24 protein-coding genes are annotated in these 22,597 nt (G+C 54.7%); 8 read left to right on the forward strand and 16 right to left on the reverse strand.

What is annotated here, in order from left to right; translation table 11 throughout:
* The first annotated feature begins 56 nt into the window (after positions 1 to 56).
* The 4 genes from F3J30_RS06215 to F3J30_RS06230 all read left to right on the forward strand — a co-directional run bounded on the left by F3J30_RS06215 (position 57) and on the right by F3J30_RS06230 (position 4,686).
* Positions 57 to 1,601: a PTS transporter subunit EIIC gene (locus F3J30_RS06215; RefSeq protein ID WP_166716644.1), complete on the forward strand. Its 1,545-nt coding sequence runs from the start codon at positions 57 to 59 to the stop codon at positions 1,599 to 1,601.
* Between the two features lie 12 nt (positions 1,602 to 1,613).
* On the forward strand, positions 1,614 to 2,981 hold the full coding sequence (locus F3J30_RS06220; protein ID WP_166716645.1) for a 6-phospho-alpha-glucosidase: 1,368 nt from the start codon (positions 1,614 to 1,616) through the stop codon (positions 2,979 to 2,981).
* An 89-nt stretch (positions 2,982 to 3,070) separates the two neighbouring features.
* The gene (sseA, locus tag F3J30_RS06225; RefSeq protein WP_166716646.1) at positions 3,071 to 3,916 is read left to right on the forward strand and encodes a 3-mercaptopyruvate sulfurtransferase; all 846 of its coding nucleotides are present in this window, start codon (positions 3,071 to 3,073) and stop codon (positions 3,914 to 3,916) included.
* Positions 3,916 to 4,686, forward strand: a complete 771-nt coding sequence (locus F3J30_RS06230) for a MurR/RpiR family transcriptional regulator (protein ID WP_166716647.1) — start codon at positions 3,916 to 3,918, stop codon at positions 4,684 to 4,686. The genes sseA and F3J30_RS06230 overlap by 1 nt, the downstream gene beginning before the upstream one ends.
* Before the next feature lie 18 nt (positions 4,687 to 4,704).
* Here F3J30_RS06230 and sseB read toward each other — a convergent pair whose 3' ends face one another.
* The 11 genes from sseB to trmJ form a co-directional block, all read right to left on the reverse strand.
* Positions 4,705 to 5,481, reverse strand: coding sequence for an enhanced serine sensitivity protein SseB (gene sseB, locus F3J30_RS06235; protein WP_166716648.1), 777 nt, complete (start codon positions 5,479 to 5,481; stop codon positions 4,705 to 4,707).
* Between the two features lie 111 nt (positions 5,482 to 5,592).
* Positions 5,593 to 6,879 carry an aminopeptidase PepB gene (pepB, locus tag F3J30_RS06240; protein WP_166716649.1) on the reverse strand — a complete coding sequence of 429 codons (1,287 nt, stop codon included), beginning with the start codon at positions 6,877 to 6,879 and terminating at the stop codon, positions 5,593 to 5,595.
* 53 nt (positions 6,880 to 6,932) lie between these two features.
* Positions 6,933 to 7,133, reverse strand: coding sequence for a Fe-S cluster assembly protein IscX (iscX, locus tag F3J30_RS06245; RefSeq protein WP_003860650.1), 201 nt, complete (start codon positions 7,131 to 7,133; stop codon positions 6,933 to 6,935).
* A 1-nt stretch (position 7,134) separates the two neighbouring features.
* Entirely contained in the window at positions 7,135 to 7,470 is a 336-nt protein-coding gene (gene fdx / locus F3J30_RS06250) for an ISC system 2Fe-2S type ferredoxin (protein ID WP_014071345.1), read from the reverse strand.
* A gap of 1 nt (position 7,471) precedes the next feature.
* The gene (gene hscA, locus F3J30_RS06255; protein ID WP_166716650.1) at positions 7,472 to 9,322 is read right to left on the reverse strand and encodes a Fe-S protein assembly chaperone HscA; all 1,851 of its coding nucleotides are present in this window, start codon (positions 9,320 to 9,322) and stop codon (positions 7,472 to 7,474) included.
* Between the two features lie 15 nt (positions 9,323 to 9,337).
* Positions 9,338 to 9,853, reverse strand: a complete 516-nt coding sequence (gene hscB / locus F3J30_RS06260; protein WP_166716651.1) for a co-chaperone HscB — start codon at positions 9,851 to 9,853, stop codon at positions 9,338 to 9,340.
* A 77-nt stretch (positions 9,854 to 9,930) separates the two neighbouring features.
* On the reverse strand, positions 9,931 to 10,254 hold the full coding sequence (iscA, locus tag F3J30_RS06265; protein ID WP_014071348.1) for an iron-sulfur cluster assembly protein IscA: 324 nt from the start codon (positions 10,252 to 10,254) through the stop codon (positions 9,931 to 9,933).
* 13 nt (positions 10,255 to 10,267) lie between these two features.
* Positions 10,268 to 10,654, reverse strand: a complete 387-nt coding sequence (gene iscU / locus F3J30_RS06270; protein WP_005120408.1) for a Fe-S cluster assembly scaffold IscU — start codon at positions 10,652 to 10,654, stop codon at positions 10,268 to 10,270.
* 24 nt (positions 10,655 to 10,678) lie between these two features.
* Positions 10,679 to 11,893, reverse strand: a complete 1,215-nt coding sequence (gene iscS, locus F3J30_RS06275) for a cysteine desulfurase (RefSeq protein ID WP_014071349.1) — start codon at positions 11,891 to 11,893, stop codon at positions 10,679 to 10,681.
* Positions 11,894 to 12,133: 240 nt separating this feature from the next.
* A complete protein-coding gene (iscR, locus tag F3J30_RS06280) occupies positions 12,134 to 12,625 on the reverse strand; it encodes a Fe-S cluster assembly transcriptional regulator IscR (RefSeq protein WP_006176693.1) in 492 nt (163 codons plus the stop codon).
* A gap of 217 nt (positions 12,626 to 12,842) precedes the next feature.
* Complete coding sequence (gene trmJ / locus F3J30_RS06285; protein WP_166716652.1) at positions 12,843 to 13,568, reverse strand: tRNA (cytosine(32)/uridine(32)-2'-O)-methyltransferase TrmJ; 726 nt, start codon at positions 13,566 to 13,568, stop codon at positions 12,843 to 12,845.
* A gap of 131 nt (positions 13,569 to 13,699) precedes the next feature.
* Here trmJ and suhB point away from each other — a divergent pair, with 131 nt between their 5' ends.
* Entirely contained in the window at positions 13,700 to 14,503 is an 804-nt protein-coding gene (gene suhB, locus F3J30_RS06290) for an inositol-1-monophosphatase (protein WP_014071352.1), read from the forward strand.
* Positions 14,504 to 14,538: 35 nt separating this feature from the next.
* On the opposite strand, the gene F3J30_RS06295 is transcribed toward suhB, so the two are convergent.
* Positions 14,539 to 15,519, reverse strand: coding sequence for a nickel/cobalt transporter (locus F3J30_RS06295; RefSeq protein WP_166716653.1), 981 nt, complete (start codon positions 15,517 to 15,519; stop codon positions 14,539 to 14,541).
* Entirely contained in the window at positions 15,510 to 16,148 is a 639-nt protein-coding gene (locus tag F3J30_RS06300) for a DUF1007 family protein (RefSeq protein ID WP_166716654.1), read from the reverse strand. Before F3J30_RS06300 ends, F3J30_RS06295 begins: the two co-directional genes overlap by 10 nt.
* 125 nt (positions 16,149 to 16,273) lie before the next feature.
* Between F3J30_RS06300 and csiE the strand changes: the two genes are divergently transcribed.
* Positions 16,274 to 17,551 carry a stationary phase inducible protein CsiE gene (csiE, locus tag F3J30_RS06305; RefSeq protein ID WP_166716655.1) on the forward strand — a complete coding sequence of 426 codons (1,278 nt, stop codon included), beginning with the start codon at positions 16,274 to 16,276 and terminating at the stop codon, positions 17,549 to 17,551.
* On the opposite strand, the gene F3J30_RS06310 is transcribed toward csiE, so the two are convergent.
* Positions 17,552 to 18,691 (reverse strand): 3-phenylpropionate MFS transporter, encoded by a 1,140-nt coding sequence (locus F3J30_RS06310; RefSeq protein ID WP_166716656.1) that lies wholly within the window; start codon positions 18,689 to 18,691, stop codon positions 17,552 to 17,554.
* A gap of 257 nt (positions 18,692 to 18,948) precedes the next feature.
* Between F3J30_RS06310 and F3J30_RS06315 the strand changes: the two genes are divergently transcribed.
* Positions 18,949 to 19,371, forward strand: coding sequence for a DoxX family protein (locus tag F3J30_RS06315; protein ID WP_014071357.1), 423 nt, complete (start codon positions 18,949 to 18,951; stop codon positions 19,369 to 19,371).
* A gap of 52 nt (positions 19,372 to 19,423) precedes the next feature.
* On the opposite strand, the gene glyA is transcribed toward F3J30_RS06315, so the two are convergent.
* Positions 19,424 to 20,677 carry a serine hydroxymethyltransferase gene (gene glyA, locus F3J30_RS06320; RefSeq protein ID WP_014071358.1) on the reverse strand — a complete coding sequence of 418 codons (1,254 nt, stop codon included), beginning with the start codon at positions 20,675 to 20,677 and terminating at the stop codon, positions 19,424 to 19,426.
* 304 nt (positions 20,678 to 20,981) lie between these two features.
* Between glyA and hmpA the strand changes: the two genes are divergently transcribed.
* Positions 20,982 to 22,172, forward strand: a complete 1,191-nt coding sequence (gene hmpA / locus F3J30_RS06325) for an NO-inducible flavohemoprotein (RefSeq protein WP_166716657.1) — start codon at positions 20,982 to 20,984, stop codon at positions 22,170 to 22,172.
* An 81-nt stretch (positions 22,173 to 22,253) separates the two neighbouring features.
* On the opposite strand, the gene glnB is transcribed toward hmpA, so the two are convergent.
* Positions 22,254 to 22,592, reverse strand: a complete 339-nt coding sequence (glnB, locus tag F3J30_RS06330; protein ID WP_003860685.1) for a nitrogen regulatory protein P-II — start codon at positions 22,590 to 22,592, stop codon at positions 22,254 to 22,256.
* Positions 22,593 to 22,597 lie beyond the last annotated feature (5 nt).

Genomic DNA, 22,597 nt, shown 5'->3' on the forward strand with positions numbered 1-22,597 from the left:
GCTAGTTTAAGGCCCAAGACGCACACCGAGTGCGCGGTTCAATAAGAGAGATAGCCATGAAACGAGCCGTGAACGCCCTACAAAATTTCGGAAAATCATTGTACGGACCGGTACTTATCTTACCGATTGTCGGCCTTTTTATCGCACTGGGGAACGTGCTGGGTAACGGTAACCTGGCAGACTATCTGCCATTTCTCGGCCACCCGTTAATCCAGAGCCTGGGGCAACTTATCGCCAAATCTGCCGTGTCAGTGCTGGTTAACCTGGCGCTGGTCTTTGCCGTGGGTATCCCAATTGGCCTGGCGACCCGTGATAAAGGCTACGCCGCCCTGATTGGTCTGGTGACCTTTGTGGTGTTTATCAATGCCATGAACGTCACACTGCAGTTGCAGGGCGAGCTTGCTCCGGTAGATCAGATGAAAGCGGCCGGACAAGCCATGGTGCTGGGGGTTCAGGTACTGGAGATGGGCGTCTTTGCCGGGATCCTGACCGGGGCGCTCTCCGGCTACCTGTACAACAAATACGCCAGCGTACAGTTTAATGGCGCGATGGCGATTTATTCCGGCCACTGTTTTGTCGCCATTGTGATGCTTCCCGTTTCCATGCTCCTCGGCGTGGTGATGAGTGAACTCTGGCCATTTGCCCAACATGGAATCAGCACCCTGGCACTGGCAATAAAAGGTTCCGGCCCGTTTGGTGTCGCAATCTACGGCTTCCTGGAGCGCATTCTGGTGCCAACCGGTTTGCACCATCTGGTCTATACGCCGTTCCTGTATACCGAACTGGGCGGGACGCAAGAGGTCTGCGGTGCAACCTACCAGGGTGCGCGCAATATCTACTTCGCCGAGATGGCTTGCCCGCAGGTCAAACAACTTAGCAGTACCGTGGTGTGGGATGCGCGTGGCATCAGCAAAATGTTTGGCCTGCCTGCGGCGGCGCTGGCGATGTATATGACCGCGAAGCCAGAGCGTAAAGCTATCGCGAAGGCTATTTTGATCCCGGCGGCGTTGACCTCCCTGCTGGTGGGAGTGACCGAGCCGATTGAGTTCTCGTTCCTGTTTGTTGCCCCCCTGCTGTTCGTGGTGCACGCGGTGCTGACCGGCATCGGCATGATGCTCTTCTCGCTGTTTGGCGTTCATGCGATTGGCGCTAACGGGATTATTGATTTCATTCTTTACAACCTGCCGCTCGGCACAGAGAAATCCAACTGGCCAATGTACCTCGTGGTTGGGCTGATTATGTTCGCGCTCTACTTCGTGGTGTTCCGCTTCCTGATCCTGCGTTTCAACATGAAGACGCCAGGCCGTGAAGATGACGAACAAGAAACACGGCTCTACAGCAAGCAGGAATACCAGGCGAAAGGCAACAACGATGGGCTGGGTGAGTCAATCGTGTCAGGCCTGGGTGGCCGGGAAAATATTGAAGTGGTGGATAACTGCTACACCCGCTTACGCGTCACGGTGAAGGATGTCGCCATCATCGACGAACCGCGCCTCAAGGCGACCGGCGCGAAAGGGATTATCAAACAAGGTAACAACGTTCAGGTGGTCTACGGGCTGCATGTCAAAAAAATGCGAGAAGCCGTTGAGACGTTTCTCTGAAAGGAGCTAAAGATGTTTAAACCCCCGTTTATTCTCTCTATTGCCGGTGGCGGTAGTACTTACACGCCGGGCATCGTGAAAAGCCTGATGGTACGCCTGCAGGATTTCCCGCTGGCAGAAATACGCCTCTACGATATTGACGACGCGCGTCAGAACACCATTGCGCCGGTGGTAGAGAAAGTTATTCGCGACCACAGCCAGAGTATCAAGTTCACCGTAACCAGTGACCCAGAAGTGGCTTTCAGCGGCGCACACTTTGTCTTCGCCCAGATGCGCGTTGGCCAGTACAAAATGCGCGAGCAGGATGAGAAGATCCCATTGCGTCACGGCGTGGTTGGGCAAGAAACCTGCGGCCCTGGCGGGCTGGCGTACGGCCTGCGCACCATCCTGCCGATGGTAGAGCTTATCGATTTAGTGGATCGCTACGCGCATGAAAAAGCGTGGATCGTAAATTACTCCAACCCGGCGGCGATCGTCGCAGAAGGCGTGCGTCGTCTGCGTCCGAACGCCCGCGTGCTAAACATCTGCGATATGCCGGTGGCCGCGATGCGTAATATGGGGGCGATTCTGGGTGTCGATCGCCACAAGCTGGAAGTGGACTACTTTGGTCTGAACCACTTCGGCTGGTTTACCCGCGTGCTGGTGGATGGCGAAGATAAGCTGCCGGAGCTACGTCGACATATCGCGAAGTTTGGCCTGCTGACGGAAGATGCCGCGAAAACCGACCCGCAGCATTCCGATCCGTCATGGGTGAAGACCTGGCGCAACATCAAACCGATCATGGACAATTTCCCGGATTATCTGCCGAACCCGTATCTGCAGTACTACCTGATGCCGAACCAGATTGTCGAGCACCAGAACCCGGAATACACCCGTGCTAACGAAGTGATGAACGGGCGCGAGAAAAAGCTGTTCGCGGCCGCAGAAGAGTACAAGCGCACTGGCGTACTGTCGGACGCCTTCCACGTAGGTGTGCACGGTGAATTCATTGTTGATGTTGCCTGCTCGCTGGCGTTCAACCTGCGCCAACGCCATCTGGTGATGGTGGAAAACCGCGGGGCGATTACTAACCTACCGTACGATGCCGTGGTGGAAGTGCCAGCCTATATCACCTCAGAAGGGCCGGAGCCAATACGCGTGGGCCAGGTGCCGCTGTTCCACCAGACGTTGCTGCAACAGCAACTGGCTTCTGAACAGCTGCTGGTGGAAGCCACTATAGAAGGCAACTATGAAAAAGCGTTGCAGGCATTCACCCTGAACCGTACCGTGCCCACTATGGAACATGCAAAAGCGATTCTCGATGAGATGATAGAGGCTAACCGTGATTACTGGCCTGCGCTGCAAAAAGCCTGGAATAACGGCGAAGCGGTGAAAAAATAAGGCGTTGCTCGCGAGTTGAACGTGGTGTGCTTGTCGGTGTCAGAAAAAACACCGACAATCCTTTTTTACGGAAAAGAATGGAGGCACCCATGTCCACCTCATATTTTGTCGCCGCCGACTGGTTGATTGAACACAGTGACGACCCGGAAGTCCAGATTATAGACGCGCGCATGGCCCCGCCGGGGCAAGAGCATCGCGACGTTCCCGGTGAGTACCGTGCAGGGCATCTGCCTGGCGCAGTATTTTTTGATATTGAAGCCCTCTCTGACCACACATCTCCCCTGCCGCATATGCTGCCACGCCCGGAAGCCTTTTCCGTGGCGATGCGCGAGCTTGGCATCAGCCGTGACAAGCATCTGGTTGTCTATGACGAAGGCAATCTCTTCTCCGCCCCGCGCGCGTGGTGGATGTTGAAGAACTTCGGTGCGGAAAAAGTTTCGATTCTGGCGGGCGGACTCGCCGCCTGGAAACGCGATGAGCTGCCACTCCAGCAGGGTGACGTGACGTTGCCTGAAGGGGATTTCGACGCCACGTTTGATGCCACTATCGTAAAACGTCTGACCGATGTGCTGGTAGTAAGCCATGAAAAAACAGCGCAAATCGTTGATGCTCGCCCTGCACCGCGTTTCAACGCCGAAGCGGACGAACCGCGTCCGGGCCTCAAGCGCGGACACATCCCCGGCGCGCTGAACGTACCGTGGGGCGATCTGGTGTTTGAGGGCGAACTGAAAACCACCGACGAACTACAGGCCATTTTTGCTCGTCAGGGTGTGGATTTGCAGCGTCCGATTATCGCCAGTTGTGGTTCCGGCGTGACGGCCTGTGTGGTGATCCTGGCGCTCGCCACGCTTGGCGCAGCCGATGTGACGCTCTATGACGGTGCCTGGAGCGAATGGGGTGCCCGTGACGATTTGCCGGTTGAACCTGCCAAATAATGGATAACCGCCTGATAACGCTCTTAACGCGCGGGGAGTCATTGACCCGCGCGGAGTATCGCGTGCTCGCCCACCTCACGGAACATCCGCTGCTGGTGGGTAACATCACGGTGCGCGAGCTGGCGCAGGCGACATTCGTCTCTACCGCCACCATTATGCGCCTGTGCCAGAAGCTGGGGTTTAGCGGTTTTAGCGAGTTTATCTGGCACTGCAAACAGCTTCTTTCAGACACGCCACACATTACTGCGCAAAGGAATGATCTCCCGGAATTGCCTGCCCTGTTCAGCCAGTTTATTGCGAATTATCAGCAGACATTCCAGTGGGTTACGCAAGATAAACGCCAGCAGTTTGCCGACCTGTTGCGCCAGAAAGAGAGTTTCTTTCTCTACGGTGCCGGGTTTTCGTATCTTTTTGCCGAGTACCTCACCAAGAAATTGCAGGTGTTGGGCAAAACGGCCTTTATTTCCGGGCCCGGCGACAGCAGGAATATTTTTCTGAGTAACGCTGCTCGTTATCAGGTGTTTATCGCCGTGTCGCGCAGTGGCGAAACGGAACAGGTGCTGGATAAAGCGCGGATTGCCAAAAACGTTGGCATGACGGTGGTGGCCTTTACCCGCGCCTCGGCAAATACCCTGGCAGGTATGGCGGATCTGCATTTCGCGTTGTATGACGAAGCGGTGCATTACGCCGCCGAAGCCGCTGGCGTGACGTCGTTCGAGTCTAACCTGGTGCTGTTGATGGATTTACTGCTGTTGGAAGCAACGGGGTGAGTGCTCACCCCAGTGCTATCAGATAATGCGATTGGTTTTCAGATCGCGCAGGAAACCGCCCCAGCGACGTTCATAGAACGGGGTGATGTGTTCAGTAATAAAGTGGCTGATGCCCTTCTCACCTTTCACAACGCGACAGATATCAATCGGCTCATCACCTGGCAGTGTGTCAGTGGCTACGTTCCCGGCCGCCTGAATGATCTCATCGATTTCACCGTCGGCTTCAATACCAATCAGCAGCACCGGCTGCTCTTCCGCGCTCTCTTTAATGGAGCACAGGAACGCGCGTTTTACCGGCTTGATGGTTTTGAACAGCGTGGTCAGGGAGTCAATCATCTGTGCTGGCGGTTCCGCCACTTCAGACAACAGCAGCGTTTCGCCACCTTCAATCACTTCCTGCGTGCTGAGCGGGTTGCCCTCTTCGCCAATCAGATGGCTGATTTCACGCGGGGTGAACTCTTTCCCGGTCGGCAGTTTGGCGTTCAGGAACAGCGTCTGGCCCAGCGTCATTTCAAACAGCGTGCGCACCGGCATCACCACAAACGCCTGTTCGTCTTCAACCGCTTCCTGGAGTGCTTCAAGAGAGGTGAAGAACGGGATAACGGAGGTGCCGTCGTCTTTCTCCCAGTGCAGCAGATCCAGCGCACTGTCTTCCACAACCTGCTCACCTTCCGCTGCCGTGCCTGGCACCCAGACGCTGGATTCCAGCAAGGTGCGGAAAAATGCTGGACGATGCGCAGGCTCGGTCGCCGCCTGTTCCAGCAGGGTTTCTAATTCATTTTTGGTTTCGGACATAACAATTCCAGATGATGCATTTCCCCCCTCACCCCGGCCCTCTCCCTCAAGGGAGAGGGAGCAAACCATCCCCTCTCCCCGTGGGAGAGGGTTAGGGTGAGGGCAATGAGATTACTCAGCCGTCAGCAGGTTCGCCACGGTACGCACACCCAGACCGGTCGCGCCCGCAGACCACTGCTCAACTGCCGCTTTACGGTACGTTGCGGAGCAGTCGATGTGCAGCCAGCCTTCGTGGTAGTTCTCAACGAAGTGAGACAGGAAGCCCGCGGCGGTGCTTGCACCTGCCGGGTACGCCGCGCTCGCGGTGTTGTTCAATTCGGCAAAGTTAGACGGCAGTTGGCTGCGGTGGAACTCGTCCAGCGGCAGACGCCAGAACGGCTCGTTCTCTGCGGCAGCGCTTGCCAGCAGGCGGGCAGCCAGTTTGTCGTCAAAGCTGAACAGCGCATGGTAGTCGTTGCCCAGGGCAGTTTTCGCCGCACCGGTCAGCGTTGCCATATCGATAATCAGCTCGGGTTTCTGGGCGCAAGCGTCGATCAGGCCATCGGCCAGCACCAGACGGCCTTCGGCGTCGGTGTTCATCACTTCGACGTTTTTGCCGTTGCGGTAGCGAATGATGTCGCCCAGCTTGAAGGCATTGCCGCTGACCATATTGTCGGCGCAGCACAGGTACAGTTTCACGCGCTTGTTCAGACCGCGGGTAATCGCAAACGCCAGTGCACCAGTGATGGTGGCTGCGCCGCCCATATCGGACTTCATGGAATCCATGAACGCGCTCTGCTTCAGGCTGTAACCGCCGGTATCAAAGGTAATACCCTTACCGACCAGGCAAGCAAAGACGGGCGCTGTTTTGTCGCCGGTTGGGTTGTAATCCAGCGCCAGCAGCACAGGAGGACGCTCAGAGCCGCGACCCACGGTGTGAATACCCATGTAGTTCTGCTCGCGCAGATCTTCGCCTTTGGTGATGCGGTAAGACATTTTGTCACCCGCCACGCCGCACAGCAGGTCAACCGCGCGCTGTGCCAGCTGCTCCGGGCCTAACTCTTCAGCCGGAGCGTTGATGGTGTCACGCACCCAGTCGATAATGGTCAGACGGCTTTCCAGCTCTTTCTGGCCGGCTTCATCGAGGTTCGCCCACTCAATTTTACGGGTGCCTTTCGGACCTTTATAACCTGCCCAGAAAGCCCAGCTGCGATCGGTATCCCAGCCTTCGCCGTCCAGAGAAACATGTTTAATGCCCAGGCCGTCAATTTTACGCGCGGCACGCTGGATCAGGCCGGTGTCATCGTTGCCTGTCAGGTGCAGGGTAATGCCGTCGTTGTTGATGCTGTAGGTGGCTTTCTCGCCCCAGCGTGCGTCAGCAGGCTGTGTGGAGAGCGTAATCTTCATCGCTTCGGTCATTTTATTTATCCTTATTAGCAAACGGGCCGCCTGAAGGCAGCCCGTTAAGTGATTTACTCTGCTTCATCTAACCAGACTAACAGAATCGCCTCCAGAATTTTTTCATTGGATGCGTTTGGATCGTCGTCAAAATCCTCTAAATCGCAGATCCACTGGTGCATGTCGGTGAATCGTACGGTCTTTGGATCGAGATCCGGGTTCGCGTCGTAGAGCGCTTCGCCGATTTCACGGCTGTCTGTCCACTTCAGTCCCATATTAATGCTCGCGTGCGTGGTTGATGGTGTAGCGTGGGAATTCCACGACCAGATCTTCATCGGTTACCAGCGCCTGGCAGCTTAAACGGCTGTCTGGCTCCAGACCCCATGCTTTATCCAGCATGTCATCTTCGTCTTCGGTGCTCTCAGCAAGAGAGTCGAAACCTTCACGCACTACGCAGTGACACGTGGTGCAGGCACAGGATTTTTCACAGGCGTGTTCCACTTCGATACCGTTACGCAGGGCAACATCGAGAATGGTTTCACCGGTCTTCGCTTCCAGAACAGCGCCATCCGGACAGAGGTCCGCATGAGGCAAAATAACAATCTTTGGCATATTAAACCTCGTCCACGGACTGGCCTTTCAGCGCGACGCGGACAGATTTGTCCATGCGGCGAGCGGCGAAGTCCTGGGTTTGTTTATCAACGTTTTTAATGGCTTCTTCTATTGCATCAGCGTCATCGCCTTGCGCTACGGCACGTAAGTGCGCGGCAGCTTCGTCGATCACCTGACGCTCAGCGGCGCTTAACAGCGCGGCATCGGCAGTGAGTGCGCCAACCAGGCTTTCCAGCACGCGTGCGGCTTCAACTTTCTGTTCAGCCAGCATTCGCGCCTTCACGTCTTGTTCGGCGTAGCTCATTGAATCCTGAATCATGGTCGCGATTTCGCCATCGGTCAGGCCGTAAGACGGCTTCACCTGGATGGACGATTCAACACCGGTCGATTTTTCCATCGCTGTGACGCTCAGCAGGCCGTCCGCATCCACCTGGAAGGTCACGCGAATGTGCGCCCCACCCGCAGGCAGCGCCGGAATACCGCGCAGCGCAAAGCGAGCCAGAGAACGGCAGTCCTGCACCAGTTCGCGTTCGCCCTGCATCACGTGGATGGACATCGCGGTCTGACCGTCTTTGAAGGTGGTGAACTCCTGCGCACGCGCCACCGGAATGGTGGTATTACGCGGGATCACTTTCTCTACCAGGCCGCCCATGGTTTCCAGCCCCAGGGAAAGTGGAATGACGTCCAGCAGCAGCATTTCGCTGTCCGGCTTGTTGCCGACCAGAATATCAGCCTGAATTGCGGCGCCCACAGCGACCACTTTGTCCGGGTCGATGGAGGTCAGCGGCGTGCGGCCAAAGAATTCACCCACGCGTTCACGCACCAGCGGTACACGTGTGGAGCCCCCCACCATGACCACTTCAAGTACTTCTTCCGCTTCGACGCCCGCGTCTTTCAGCGCGCGGCGGCAGGCCAGAAGTGTGCGTTTCACCAGCGAGGTAATCAGATCATTAAACTGTTCACGGGTGATGTCACCCTGCCAGCCCGCCACATTCACGGTGACAGTCTGGGCGTCGCTGAGTGCAATTTTGGCTTCAACCGCCGCATCCAGCAGTTCACGCTGCACGCGCGCATCGCTACGATCGGTAATGCCCGCCAGCTCGCGAATGTGATCCGCCAGCAGATGATCGAAGTCATCACCGCCGAGCGCAGAGTCACCGCCGGTGGCCAGCACTTCAAATACACCGCGGCTTAAGCGCAGGATAGAGATATCAAACGTCCCGCCGCCCAGATCGTAAACTGCAATCACCCCTTCCTGACCGGAGTCCAGGCCATAGGCAATGGCAGCAGCCGTCGGTTCGTTCAGCAGGCGCAGTACGTGCAGGCCCGCCAGACGCGCAGCGTCTTTAGTACCCTGACGCTGTGCATCATCAAAATAGGCCGGAACGGTGATCACCACGCCGTCCAGTTCACCTTCAAGCGTGGCTGTAGCGCGAGCCGCCAGCGCTTTGAGGATGTCCGCAGACACACGAATCGGGTTCAGTAAACCGGCGGTGGTGGCGATCATTGGCAAGCCATTTTCACTTGCCTGGAACTGATAAGGCAGGTGCGGGTAGCGGCTCTGGATATCAGCCAGAGAGCGGCCCATCATGCGCTTAACAGAGATGATGGTATTGGCCGGATCGCGCGCAGCGTTAGTGCGTGCATCGTAGCCGACCGTGTGGCCCTGCTGATGATAGTGGACCACAGATGGCAGCAAATGGCGGCCGTCTGCGTCTGCCAGCGTTTCCGCCTGGCCGCTACGCACGGTCGCCACGAGGGAATTGGTGGTACCTAAATCAATGCCCACCGCCAGACGACGCTGGTGCGGTGCAGCACTTAAACCAGGCTCACTAATTTGTAATAAGGCCATGTTGAGCTTCCAGAATCAAAAATCGAGCAGCTTTTCTTCGAGTTGTTCAGCGCTGCTTCGCAGTTTATCGAGAAAACGGAGCTTGCGTACTGTGTCCGCCGCTACGTCCCATGTCTCGTTATTCAATTGTTCAACCATCTGCTGATGGCGGGTATCAAACATCTCTTTGACACGTTTGATAAAGCGCGCCAGCCGGGTTTCGTCTTTCGCCTGGTCTATCTCATCCAGCTCTTCACGCAGCTCCAGCTGTTCCATCAGAAATGCGGTATCACGCACGGTGTGCTGTTCGCTCGCCAGATCAAATCCGTGAAGGGAGAGTAAGTACTCTGCGCGGGTTAACGGATTACGCAGCGTCTGCCAGGCCTGATTGATGGTCGCAGATTGCGATACGGCCGCCAATTGCTCTGACTGAGTACCACTGGCAAATTTATCCGGATGGTACTGACGTTGCAGATCCTGAAAACGGACCGTCAGGGCCGGAATATCGACAGTGTATTGAGCGGGTAATCCGAAGAGGGTGAAGTAATCCATAACAATCTCAGGGGTAGCCGATTAAAACAAACCCCACGCACAGATTCCTGCGGTGGGGTTCATCGGATGACGCACGATCAAACGTGGAAGCTTTCGCCGCAACCGCACTCGTCTTTTACGTTAGGGTTCGTGAATTTAAACCCTTCGTTCAGGCCTTCTTTTACAAAGTCCAACTGAGTGCCATTGAGGAATTGCAGGCTCTTGCCATCGACCACCACCTTCACGCCCTTGTCTTCAAACACGGTGTCGTCAGACGCCGGTTCATCAACAAACTCCAGTACGTAAGCCATACCAGAACAGCCGGAGGTACGTACGCCCAGTCGCAGGCCATAGCCTTTACCACGGTTCGCCAGGAAGGCGCTTACTCGCGCGGCAGCGCTGTCGCTAAGGGTAATCGACATACTCAAACCTCAATTATTTTGCTTCACGTTTGCTTTTGTAATCCGCAATAGCGGCTTTGATCGCGTCTTCTGCCAGGATAGAGCAGTGAATTTTCACCGGCGGCAGTTCGAGTTCGTCAGCAATATCGGTGTTTTTGATTGCCTGTGCTTCGTCCAGAGACTTGCCCTTTACCCACTCGGTCACAAGTGAGCTGGACGCAATTGCAGAACCGCAGCCATAGGTCTTGAAGCGCGCGTCTTCAATGATACCTTCATTGTTGACTTTAATCTGCAACTTCATCACGTCGCCACACGCCGGTGCACCGACCATGCCGCTACCTACGGATTCATCGCTGTTGTCAAAAGAGCCAACGTTGCGTGGGTTCTCGTAATGATCAATAACTTTTTCGCTGTATGCCATGATTGAATTCTCCTTATGTACCGATTAGTGATGTGACCATTCAATGCTGTTCAGATCCACGCCCTGTTTGAACATTTCCCACAGTGGAGAAAGGTCACGCAGACGGCCGATGGAGTTGCGAACCAGCTTGATGGTGTAGTCAATCTCTTCTTCGGTAGTGAAACGACCTAAAGAGAAACGGATAGAGCTGTGTGCCAGCTCGTCGGTCATCCCCAGCGCGCGCAGCACGTAGGATGGCTCGAGGCTTGCAGAAGTACATGCAGAGCCAGAAGAAACAGCCAGGTCTTTCAGCGCCATGATCAGCGATTCGCCTTCAACATAGTTGAAGCTCACGTTGAGGATGTTTGGTGCGCCCTGCTCCAGATCGCCGTTCAGATACACTTCTTCCATATCTTTCACGCCGTCCCACAGACGGTTACGCAGAGTGCGCAGACGCGCCATCTCGGTTTCCATCTCTTCTTTCGCAATGCGGTACGCTTCGCCCATGCCCACGATCTGGTGAACAGGCAGAGTACCGGAACGCATTCCGCGCTCGTGACCGCCGCCGTGCATCTGTGCTTCGATACGAATACGTGGCTTACGACGAACATACAGTGCGCCAATACCTTTCGGGCCATAGATTTTGTGGCCAGAGAAGGACATCAGGTCCACTTTCAGCTGGCTCAGGTCGATAGGCAGTTTGCCCACGCTCTGAGTTGCATCAACGTGATAGATGATGCCGCGCGCACGGCACATTTCGCCGATGGTCGCGATATCCTGCACGACGCCGATTTCGTTGTTCACGTGCATGATGGAAACCAGAATGGTGTCTTCACGCATTGCCGCTTCGAGCTCTTTCAGGTCGATGATACCGTTGCTCTGTGGCGCCAGGTAGGTGACTTCATACCCTTCACGCTCCAGCTGGCGGCAGGTATCCAGCACGGCTTTGTGTTCGGTTTTGCTGGTGATAACGTGCTTGCCTTTTTTCTGATAGAAGTTGGCTGCACCTTTGATCGCCAGGTTGTCGGATTCGGTTGCACCGGAGGTGAATACGATTTCACGCGGATCGGCACCCACCAGGTCAGCAATCTGATTACGGGCGATATCTACCGCCTCTTCAGCATGCCAGCCAAAACGGTGTGAACGGGAAGCTGGGTTACCAAAGTTTCCGTCCAGGGTCAGACACTGCATCATTTTCTCGGCAACACGCGGGTCCACCGGCGTGGTTGCGGAGTAGTCGAGATAAATCGGTAATTTCATTGCTCTATAAACTCCGTACATCGCTTCAATGCAAGGAATCAGGCAACCGGCTGGATGTACGACCGAGTACACGGGGTGTTTCCACCCCGGCCTGATTCTGAAATCTTATAATTTTTGCCCTAAATAGTTCGTGTTGCAGCAAGGCGGCAAACTTGCGAGTCCCAGGAGCTTACATCAAGTAAGTGACTGGGGCGAGCTAGTGCGGCCAACGCAGTTGCGGCACGAAATATAACGGGCAAATTAGGCGCGTAATTTAACGTCGATTGCGTCTTGCGCGCGGGTGCTGCGTTGTGATTCATGGCTGTGCTGGCGACCAGACACATCCAGGACTTCCTGGTTATTCACCAACTCACCGAGAGTGATGTTGTTCAGGAAGCCGGTCAGACGGTCGCTCAGATCGCGCCACAGCGCGTGGGTCAGGCATTTATCGCCGCCCTGGCAGCCGCCTTTACCCTGGCAACGGGTCGCGTCAACGGATTCGTCAACTGCGCTAATCACTTCGCCTACCGCAATACTGCCCGCGTCTTTACCCAGCAGATATCCGCCGCCTGGGCCACGAACGCTGGAAACCAGTCCATTTTTACGCAGTCTGGAGAACAGCTGTTCCAGATAAGAGAGGGAGATCCCTTGTCGTTCAGAAATATCAGCCAACGGAACCGGGCCCGCTTCGGAGTTGAGCGCAACGTCCAGCATCGCGGTCACGGCATAACGCCCTTTAGATGTCAGTCTCATGTCTTACTTAACCTCAAACTCGCCCCTGCCCGGGGTTTTTTATTGTAAAATGGGGGTATTGCATAGCAGGGCCAAGTCTGACATTCCTGACTAAATTGGTCAACTATTTACTTGACTGTTTTAGTCAGGTATTTAACCTTCCGTGCCGTTTTTGTCGGGTGCGGCCTGATGCCCTCCCCGGCCCTCTCCCAAGGGGAGAGGGGAAAACAAACCGGCACTACTCTTTATTCTTCTGCTCAATCGACGCCAGGATCCCGCGCAGGATGTTCAGCTCCTGACTTTCCGGGCGCGCACGGGTAAACATACGACGCAGCTTATTCATCACCTGGCCCGGGTGACCTTCACGGATAAAGCCGGTTGAGAGCAGCGTCTGCTCCAGGTGGCCGTAGAAACGCTCAAGGTCGTCCACCAGCGGGTAAGCCGCCTCTTCTTTCTGTTCTACCGGTTTCTCCTGCGTTGCCAGCCAGGCCATGCGCACTTCGTAGGCAATGACCTGTACCGCCATCGCCAGGTTCAGTGAGCTGTATTCCGGGTTTGCGGCAATCGCCACGTGATAATGGCATTTTTGCAGTTCATCGTTGGTCAGGCCCACGCGCTCACGACCAAACACCAAAGCAACTGGCGCCTGTTCAGCTTCCGCCACGCTTTTCAGACCGCATTCACGCGGATCCAGCATTGGCCATGGCAGCGTACGCGAACGCGCACTGGTGCCCACCACCAGGCTACAACCCGCCAGGGCTTCGTCGAGGGTATCAACAATCTGGGCATTGCCGATAACGTCACTGGCGCCGGCCGCCAGGGCGATTGCCTGGGAGTCGGGTTTGACCAATGGGTTAACCAGCCACAGATTGGTTAAACCCATGGTTTTCATTGCGCGGGCGACAGAGCCCATATTGCCGGTATGCGATGTTTCGACCAGCACGATTCGAATATTTTGCAGCATAGTTTTTGGTGTCTGAATTCAGTGTCTGAAGAATATTCGGGCATATTATCATAATCGGGAGACATAATCCGATCCCGCTGCTATACTCTGCGCCGATTTTCATGTTCTTTAACATCCAGTGAGAGAGACCGATGCATCCGATGCTGACCATCGCCGTGCGCGCAGCGCGCAAGGCGGGTAATGTAATTGCCAAACACTACGAAACTCCAGACTCCGTAGAAACCAGCCAGAAAGGCAGCAATGATTTCGTGACTAACGTCGATAAAGCCGCAGAAGCGATTATTATCGAAACAATCCGCAAATCTTACCCACAGCACACCATCATCACCGAAGAAAGCGGTGAACATGAAGGTACCGATCAGGATGTTCAATGGGTTATCGATCCACTGGATGGCACCACCAACTTCGTAAAACGCCTGCCACACTTCTCTGTGTCTATCGCAGTACGCATTAAAGGCCGTACTGAAGTCGCCGTTGTCTACGATCCAATGCGTAACGAACTGTTCACCGCAACCCGCGGCCAGGGCGCTCAGCTGAACGGCTATCGTCTGCGTTGCAGCAATGCACGTGACCTGGACGGCACCATTCTGGCGACCGGCTTCCCGTTCAAAGCGAAGCAGCACGCAACTACCTATATGAATATCCTGGGCAAACTGTTCACCGAATGTGCTGATTTCCGTCGCACCGGTTCTGCTGCGCTGGATCTGGCCTACGTTGCGACCGGTCGCGTTGACGGTTACTTCGAACTGGCACTGAAGCCGTGGGACTTTGCTGCGGGCGAGCTGATCGCGCGTGAAGCAGGTGCACTGGTGTGTGATTTCACCGGCGGTCACAATTACATGACCACCGGCAACATCGTTGCAGGTAACCCACGCGTTGTTAAAGCCATGCTGGCAAACATGCGTGATGAACTGAGCGATGCGCTGAAGCGTTAATTCAGTATCAGGGTGCGGGCACCAGCCCGCTCCTGTCAAAACGGTCGCAATCCCCTTCCTACCGGCACAGCACTCATCCACATCGTTACCGCCGCAACCAGTAAAATAACCCCACCTGCCAGCGCAAGCGTTGTCCAGCCAACCTGTCGCCACAATACCGGCGTTTTGTTGCCGCTCAGTTTGACCGCCAGCTGACGGAAACTGTGCACCAGCAACGCCAGCGAAGAGATGGTCAGAGATGTCCCTGCTGCCATCGCCAGCGCGGAGATCATTCCCCAGCCAAACACACCGATAACCTTACTGAACAGCAGCACCATTATCGCCCCCGAACACGGGCGCATCCCCATCGAGAGAACAATCATCAACCGTGCGCGCCAGTCGTCGCCATTTTGCAGCTGTTCCTGGGTCGGTAAATGCTGATGCCCGCAGCAGCAGTGGGCATCGTGAACGTGATGCGGCGTGAACGTTTTGAATTTTGGTTTTTGCAGTAAGATGCGCAATTTTTTCAGCGCCCGCCAGCAGAGGATCAGCCCCAGAATGCCCACCAGTGCGTAACTACCCTTCTCCAGCCAGAAACTGCTCATGTGCAACTGGCGAGCAGGAAGCTGCAAAAGCGACAGCACAACCACCACCAGCACAATAGCCACAAGCCCCTGTAGCAACGAGGAGGCCAGCGTCAGGCCGATGCTCGATTTCAGCTTTGAGGGATGCGTGGCAAGCCAGGTGGTGATCACAATTTTGCCGTGTCCGGGGCCAAGCGCGTGCAGAACGCCATACAAAAAGCTGAAAATCAGCAGCGATCCCCCCGCCTGAGTTGGGTTGTCCGCCACCGCTTTTAGCAGCCCGCTCATCTGCTGATTAACATCACGCTGCCAGAGGATGCTTTTCATCATCACCTGCGGCCATGAGTGCCACAGCCAAAGCACACCGCCTGCGGCCAACACCAGGAACAGAGCCAGCGGCCAAAGCTGTAACCAACGGCGGGATTTTCTGACGGGGGAAGAGATCACTGACATTGCAACGTCACCTGCTGTGCAAACTGTTTACCCAGATCCATGTCCTCTGGCGGAGCATCTTCTTTATCGAGAGACACGGCAAAGTTAAGCGTTTCTTCACTGGGTTTCGGGGTATGAACCGCCAGCGTACAGCGTTTTTGTAGCTCAGCTGGCAGCTGCGCATTGCTGTCTTCGGCATAACTCATATCGACGTAATAGCTTGGGTCAAAAGTAGAAAAGGTGTACTTTTGCCCCGCCAGCGGCTGGGGTTGCGCCAGCGGCAGCACAAACGTCAGCACCGCCTGATGCCCTTCACGCGACATCCCGTATTCCGTTGGGCGATTAAGGAATTTGACCTTCTGGCCGTTATGCCAGAACTCGGTGAAATAGTGCTGACCCAGCACATTTGCCATCACTTCAGCCGCCAGTTTTTTCCAGACTTCATCCCCGGGTTTGGCGTTTCCGGCATCATAAAGCAGGTCAGCAGAGGTGATTTCGTCCATCGTCCAGCGCATTTTAAGGCCGCTAAGCTGCGTCCCGTCTGTCACCAGCGTTGTTTTCAGGCTGATAAAACTGTGAGGATGTGCGCTGACGGTAAAAGTGAAAACCGCCAAAAATAACGCCAGAGCACTTTGTTTAACTATTTGCATCAATTCCTCACGTCAAAAATTCTGTGATGTTCGCCTGCAATCCTGAAGGAAAGCGTTCCCGTTGCGCTTTATTGCCGACATCCTTTAGCTATTCTTACCAAACACTCATACTGGATACCCGACAGATGATGACGACGCTTGAGATACCATCTGTGCTTTCCAGTTCGCAGCGCCGCTGCCAGGTGCTTTTGATGCTTTACCTGCCAGATGCTGTCGTCACCGCACAGAGCATTACGGCTGCCAACGGGGTAGACGACACCATCGCACGGCAAGATATAGCCGAGACACGCGATGAAATCCAGCGCTATCATCGGCTTGATATCATCACGCATCATGACGGCAGCTACCGAATTGAGGGCACCGCACTGAACCAGCGTTTATGCCTGCTGCACTGGCTGCGCAGGGCGCTCAGGCTTTGCCCACAGTTTGTGTCTCACCAGTTTACCCCGGCATTAAAAACCGCACTTAAACGGCACGGCATTGCCCGCCCTCTGTACGATGACACCAACCTGCGCGCACTGATTAACTTCTGTTCGCGCAGGCTTCAGCGCCAGTTCGAATGCCGGGATGTGCAGTTTTTACAGCTGTTTTTACAATATTGTCTGATTCAACATCATCAGGGTAACACGCCGCACTTCACCCACGTTCAGCGTAACTGGGCGCAGTCCAGAGGTGAGTATTTCACCGCACAGGAGATTGTTCGCCACTGGAAACGCCGGGTACCCTCGGCTCCGCATATCGATGAGCAACTGTTTTTGTCGCTACTGTTTATGATGCTGCGCACCCCCGATCCGGTTCTGGACAAGCACCAGCAGGACCAGCGCTTGCGCCGCACCATTGTCCGCATGATTGCGCGCTTTCGGGCGCAGACCGGGATGAATTTCAGCGACGAGCAGGGGCTGACCGATCAGCTTTATATCCACCTGGCTCAGGCGCTTGATCGCTCTTTATTTGATATCGGCATCGATAACAGCCTGCCTGAAGAGATCCATCGTCTTTACCCACGCCTGCTGCGCACGACCAAAGAGTCGTTGTTTGAGCTGGAAGCGGAATTCGGGCTGCGTTTTTCCGAGGAAGAGATGAGCCTGGTGGCAGTGATTTTTGGTGCCTGGCTGATGCAGGAGAACGATCTGCACGAAAAACAGGTCGTGCTGTTAACGGGGGATGATAAAGAGTGCGAGGCGTTAATTGAGCAACAGCTACGTGAACTGACGCTGCTGCCGCTCAATATTCGTTATCTGACGTTACAGGCCTTTCAGAAGGAGGGAGCACCGCGTGAAGCCTCACTGGTTATCACTCCCTACCCCACGGCGCTGCCGCTGTTCTCACCGCCACTGATCCATGCCGTTGAGACACTCAATGCGCAGCAGCAAGAACATATTCGCGCGATGCTGGAGTCGTAATCAGACCCGCGCCGCCACTTTTGGACGTACCACCATTGCAGGCAGTGCGACCAGTGCCATGACCCAGAATACGCCGTGGCCGAGCTGCTGATACAGGAAGCCCGCAAATACCGTCATCACGGCAATACTGCCACCCATCGCGACGGCTGAATAGACCGCCTGCAAGCGAATAACATCCCCACCTTCCCGGGCTGAGATATAGCGCATGGCAGCCAGATGACACACCGTGAAGGTGCCACAGTGCAGGATTTGCGCCACGATAAGCCACGGCAGTTCTGTCGTCCAGCCCATAATGCCCCAGCGCGCCACACCACAGACGGCGGAAAGCAGCAGCAGGTCACGAGCTCCAAAGCGACGGAACAATTTTTTGCTCAGGGCAAAGATAATCACCTCAGCGACAACACCAAGCGACCAGAGATACCCCACGGCTGAAGCCGAGTATCCAGCCCCCTGCCAGTAAATCGCGCTAAAACCGTAATAGGCCGCATGTGCCCCCTGAAGAAGACACACGCACGCCAGAAAACGCCAGCTTTGGACGATCAACGCCCGCCAGGCCGGCCAGCCTGCGCTCTCCTGATGACGGCTTTCCCCCTGCGGCATCACTGATGGGCGCAATAACATGCCCAGCAGCATCGAGGCGATCCCGACACTCAACAGCGCCAGAATGGCGCGATAATCGTAGAGACTGACCAGCTTGCCCACCAGCGCCGAGCCAATGACAAAGGCAATCGATCCCCACAGGCGAACGCGGCCATAGTCCATGGTTATCTGTTTTTGCCAGGTATTCGCCAGCGCATCCGTCAGCGGCACCAACGGAGAGAAGAACAGGTTGAAGCCCACCATTACTACCATCAGCCAGGCAAACTGATGACTGACCCAGAAGCAGGCCATAAAGACCAGCGTCAGCAGCGCCAGAATACGCACGGCTTTAATCAGTAAGGAGGGATCGCTGACGCGCGGCGCAATTAACAGACTTCCCAGAAAACGCGCAACCAGCCCGGCACCCAACAGTACACCAATGGTTTCTGGCGTAAGGCCAATCCCTTTGAGCCAGACGCTCCAGAAAGGCAGAAAAATACCGTAGCTAAAAAAGTAGGTGAAATAGCTGAGCGCCAGCCAGCGTGTGGAATGCAAAACCATGAATCCCTCCTGAAATGGAGGCGATAGTCTGTCGTTAAATGTAAGCCAGCGCAAGTGACTATTAACAAGCAAATAACACCCACACTTCACAGGGCTTAGATGGCGCAATGACCTCTATTTTATCGCCCAGGGTCACCATGCTGAATGGCGAAAAATGAATATCATCCTTACGGCTGATTTATGAAGAAAAGCTGAATGGCAGGCTGCCGGTTTGTGTATTAGTTTTAAATCAGGTCCCACCGAAAAAAGAGCCTGCTATGAACTCTCTACGTTATTTTGATTTCGGCCAGTCTCGTCACTTGTTGTTGCTGATTGCCCGTATCGCGATTGTTGTGCTGTTTATTATTTTTGGCTTTCCGAAAATGACCGGCTTTAGCGGCACGGTACAATATATGACATCCCTTGGCGCGCCTGCGCCCATGCTGGCAGCCATTATCGCGGTAGTGATGGAAGTCCCCGCGGCTATTCTTATCGTGCTGGGCTTTTTCACCCGCCCTATTGCCGTGCTCTTTATTTTCTATACGCTGGGAACGGCGGTGATTGGTCACCATTACTGGAATTTGACCGGTGATGCCGTGGTGCCAAATATGATTAACTTCTACAAGAACGTCAGTATTGCTGGCGCGTTTATTTTGCTGGCGATAACCGGGCCTGGCGCAATATCCCTCGACAGGCGTTAAACACAAAAAAGGCCGCAATCGCGGCCTTTTTTATTTCTGCAAAGCAGGATAATTATGCGTAAACCGGGAAGCGTGCGCAGATATCCAGAACTTTACCTTTAACGCGCTCGATAACCGCTTCGTCATTGATATTGTCCAGAACGTCACACATCCAGCCAGCCAGCTCTTTCACTTCAGCTTCTTTAAAGCCACGGCGAGTCACAGCCGGAGAACCGATACGGATACCAGAGGTCACAAACGGGCTCTTTGGATCGTTTGGCACGCTGTTTTTGTTCACGGTGATGTTGGCACGGCCCAGGGCAGCGTCAGCTTCTTTACCGGTCAGGTTTTTATCAACCAGATCCAGCAGGAACAGGTGGTTTTCAGTACCGCCAGAAACCACTTTGTAGCCACGGTTCAGAAACACTTCCACCATCGCTTTGGCGTTTTTAGCAACCTGCTGCTGATAAACCTTGAACTCAGGCTCCATTGCTTCTTTCAGCGCAACCGCTTTACCCGCGATGACGTGCATCAGTGGGCCGCCCTGCGCGCTTGGGAACACAGCAGAGTTCAGTTTTTTGTACAGCTCTTCGCTACCGCCTTTCGCCAGGATCAGGCCGCCGCGCGGACCCGCCAGGGTTTTATGGGTGGTGGTAGTCACAACGTGAGCATGTGGAACCGGGTTCGGGTAAACGTCTGCGGCGATCAGACCGGCAACGTGCGCCATATCAACGAACAGATATGCGCCGATGCTGTCTGCGATTTCACGCATTTTTGCCCAGTCAACGATGCCGGAGTAAGCAGAGAAACCACCGATGATCATCTTCGGTTTGTGCTCTTTAGCCTGCTTAGCCATGTCTTCGTAGTCAATTTTACCGGACTCATCAATACCGTAAGGGATGATGTTGTACAGTTTGCCGGAGAAGTTAACCGGGGAACCGTGAGTCAGGTGACCGCCTTGCGCCAGGTTCATACCCAGAACGGTATCACCCGGTTGCAGCAGCGCGGTGTAAACCGCGAAGTTAGCCTGAGAGCCAGAGTGCGGCTGCACGTTAGCGTAGTCAGCACCAAACAGTTCTTTTGCACGGTCAATAGCCAGTTGCTCAACGATATCAACGTATTCGCAACCGCCGTAGTAGCGCTTGCCCGGGTAACCTTCAGCATATTTGTTGGTCAGCTGAGAACCCTGCGCCTGCATAACGCGCGGGCTGGTGTAGTTTTCGGAGGCGATCAGTTCGATGTGCTCTTCCTGACGTACTTTTTCCTGCTCCATAGCCTGCCACAGTTCGGCATCATAATCGGCAATGTTCATTTCACGCTTTAACATCCGCATCTCCTGACTCAGCTAACAATAAAATTTTGGCCTGAAAAGGCAGTCCTGTTGGACGACGGGCAACAGTATAACTGATTAGTTCTGCGATAACAGGTCTTGACAAACGATTTTACGCAAACGTTTACCTCCACGCCACGCAAGGGTTTGAGGAATAAAGCGCTCACCCTTTTCAACGGATTTCTTTTCAGGTTTGTGATGCATATTTTTCACGATGCAAAGAACCATTTACAACGCAGGGGTATTTTTTATAAGATGCATTTAAAATACATTATTAAAGTAACATTTGAAGGAAGCTGCTATGCTCGACGCTCAAACCATCGCTACCGTTAAGGCTACTATTCCCCTGCTGGTTGAAACCGGCCCTAAACTCACCGCCCATTTCTACGATCGTATGTTCACGCATAACCCGGAGCTCAAAGAGATTTTCAACATGAGCAACCAGCGTAACGGCGATCAGCGCGAAGCGTTGTTTAACGCCATCGCAGCGTATGCCAGCAATATCGAAAACCTGGCGGCGCTGCTGCCTGCGGTGGAGAAAATTGCGCAGAAACATACCAGCTTCCAGATCAAACCAGAGCAGTACAACATCGTTGGCGGTCACCTGCTGGCAACGCTCGATGAGATGTTCAGCCCGGGTCAGGAAGTGCTGGACGCATGGGGTAAAGCCTACGGCGTGCTGGCAAACGTCTTTATTAATCGCGAAGCGCAGATCTACAGCGAAAACGCCAGTAAAAATGGCGGCTGGGAAGGTACTCGCGCATTCCGTATTGTCGAAAAAACGCCACGCAGCGCGCTGATTACCAGCTTTGAATTTGAACCTGTGGATGGCAAGCCAGTGGCAGATTATCAGCCGGGTCAATACCTGGGCGTATGGCTGAAACCAGAAGGTTTCCCGCACCAGGAGATACGCCAGTACTCTCTGACCCGTAAGCCTGACGGCAAAGGCTACCGCATTGCCGTGAAACGCGAAGACGGCGGTCAGGTCTCTACCTGGCTGCACAACGAAGCCAGCGTGGGTGATGTGGTGCATCTGGCCGCGCCTGCGGGTGATTTCTTTATGGCTGTTGACGCCAATACACCGGTAACGCTTATCTCCGCAGGTGTTGGTCAAACACCAATGCTGGCGATGCTGGATACGCTGGCGAAAGCTCACCACAAAGCGCAGGTAAACTGGTTCCACGCCGCAGAAAACGGCGACGTTCATGCCTTTGCGGATGAAGTGAAAACGCTGGCGGCGGATCTGCCGCGCTTTATCGCGCATACCTGGTATCGTCTGCCAACCGATGCTGACCGCGCGGCTGCACGTTTCGACAGCGAAGGTTTGATCGACTTAAGCCAGCATGAAGGGGCATTTAGCGCACCGGATATGCAGTTCTATGTATGTGGCCCGGTAGCGTTTATGCAGTATGCAGCGAAGCAATTGGTTGAGCTGGGCGTAAATAAAGACAGCATTCATTATGAATGCTTCGGCCCGCATAAAGTGCTGTAATGAAAAAGCCCCTCGTTCGAGGGGCTTTTTTTCGCCGGGTGGCGGCTGCGCCTTACCCGGCCTACAAAACCGTTGGCATTGTTAAATCGCCGCGTCGTCTTCTTCGCCGGTACGGATTCGAATTACGCGCGCCACGTCAAAGACGAAAATTTTACCGTCGCCAATCTTGCCCGTCTGCGCCGTACGGATAATGGTATCCACACACGTATCCACGATGTCATCGCTCACCACGATTTCGATTTTCACTTTTGGCAGGAAGTCCACCATGTACTCTGCACCACGGTACAGTTCGGTGTGGCCTTTCTGGCGACCAAAACCTTTCACTTCTGTTACGGTCATCCCGGTGATGCCGACTTCAGCCAGTGCTTCACGTACATCATCCAGTTTGAAAGGTTTAATAATCGCATCAATCTTTTTCATGGTGG

This window comes from Enterobacter sp. Tr-810 (assembly GCF_011752765.1).
In the GTDB taxonomy this organism is placed as follows: Bacteria; Pseudomonadota; Gammaproteobacteria; order Enterobacterales; family Enterobacteriaceae; genus Enterobacter; species Enterobacter soli.

Bases quoted from the DNA above. Each gene is read 5' to 3' on its own strand.
- F3J30_RS06215 (WP_166716644.1), top strand. From the start codon at position 57: ATGAAACGAGCCGTGAACGCCCTACAAAATTTCGGAAAATCATTGTAC.
- F3J30_RS06220 (WP_166716645.1), top strand. From the start codon at position 1,614: ATGTTTAAACCCCCGTTTATTCTCTCTATTGCCGGTGGCGGTAGTACT.
- sseA (WP_166716646.1), top strand. From the start codon at position 3,071: ATGTCCACCTCATATTTTGTCGCCGCCGACTGGTTGATTGAACACAGT.
- F3J30_RS06230 (WP_166716647.1), top strand. From the start codon at position 3,916: ATGGATAACCGCCTGATAACGCTCTTAACGCGCGGGGAGTCATTGACC.
- sseB (WP_166716648.1), bottom strand. From the start codon at position 5,481: ATGTCCGAAACCAAAAATGAATTAGAAACCCTGCTGGAACAGGCGGCG.
- pepB (WP_166716649.1), bottom strand. From the start codon at position 6,879: ATGACCGAAGCGATGAAGATTACGCTCTCCACACAGCCTGCTGACGCA.
- iscX (WP_003860650.1), bottom strand. From the start codon at position 7,133: ATGGGACTGAAGTGGACAGACAGCCGTGAAATCGGCGAAGCGCTCTAC.
- fdx (WP_014071345.1), bottom strand. From the start codon at position 7,470: ATGCCAAAGATTGTTATTTTGCCTCATGCGGACCTCTGTCCGGATGGC.
- hscA (WP_166716650.1), bottom strand. From the start codon at position 9,322: ATGGCCTTATTACAAATTAGTGAGCCTGGTTTAAGTGCTGCACCGCAC.
- hscB (WP_166716651.1), bottom strand. From the start codon at position 9,853: ATGGATTACTTCACCCTCTTCGGATTACCCGCTCAATACACTGTCGAT.
- iscA (WP_014071348.1), bottom strand. From the start codon at position 10,254: ATGTCGATTACCCTTAGCGACAGCGCTGCCGCGCGAGTAAGCGCCTTC.
- iscU (WP_005120408.1), bottom strand. From the start codon at position 10,654: ATGGCATACAGCGAAAAAGTTATTGATCATTACGAGAACCCACGCAAC.
- iscS (WP_014071349.1), bottom strand. From the start codon at position 11,893: ATGAAATTACCGATTTATCTCGACTACTCCGCAACCACGCCGGTGGAC.
- iscR (WP_006176693.1), bottom strand. From the start codon at position 12,625: ATGAGACTGACATCTAAAGGGCGTTATGCCGTGACCGCGATGCTGGAC.
- trmJ (WP_166716652.1), bottom strand. From the start codon at position 13,568: ATGCTGCAAAATATTCGAATCGTGCTGGTCGAAACATCGCATACCGGC.
- suhB (WP_014071352.1), top strand. From the start codon at position 13,700: ATGCATCCGATGCTGACCATCGCCGTGCGCGCAGCGCGCAAGGCGGGT.
- F3J30_RS06295 (WP_166716653.1), bottom strand. From the start codon at position 15,519: ATGTCAGTGATCTCTTCCCCCGTCAGAAAATCCCGCCGTTGGTTACAG.
- F3J30_RS06300 (WP_166716654.1), bottom strand. From the start codon at position 16,148: ATGCAAATAGTTAAACAAAGTGCTCTGGCGTTATTTTTGGCGGTTTTC.
- csiE (WP_166716655.1), top strand. From the start codon at position 16,274: ATGATGACGACGCTTGAGATACCATCTGTGCTTTCCAGTTCGCAGCGC.
- F3J30_RS06310 (WP_166716656.1), bottom strand. From the start codon at position 18,691: ATGGTTTTGCATTCCACACGCTGGCTGGCGCTCAGCTATTTCACCTAC.
- F3J30_RS06315 (WP_014071357.1), top strand. From the start codon at position 18,949: ATGAACTCTCTACGTTATTTTGATTTCGGCCAGTCTCGTCACTTGTTG.
- glyA (WP_014071358.1), bottom strand. From the start codon at position 20,677: ATGTTAAAGCGTGAAATGAACATTGCCGATTATGATGCCGAACTGTGG.
- hmpA (WP_166716657.1), top strand. From the start codon at position 20,982: ATGCTCGACGCTCAAACCATCGCTACCGTTAAGGCTACTATTCCCCTG.
- glnB (WP_003860685.1), bottom strand. From the start codon at position 22,592: ATGAAAAAGATTGATGCGATTATTAAACCTTTCAAACTGGATGATGTA.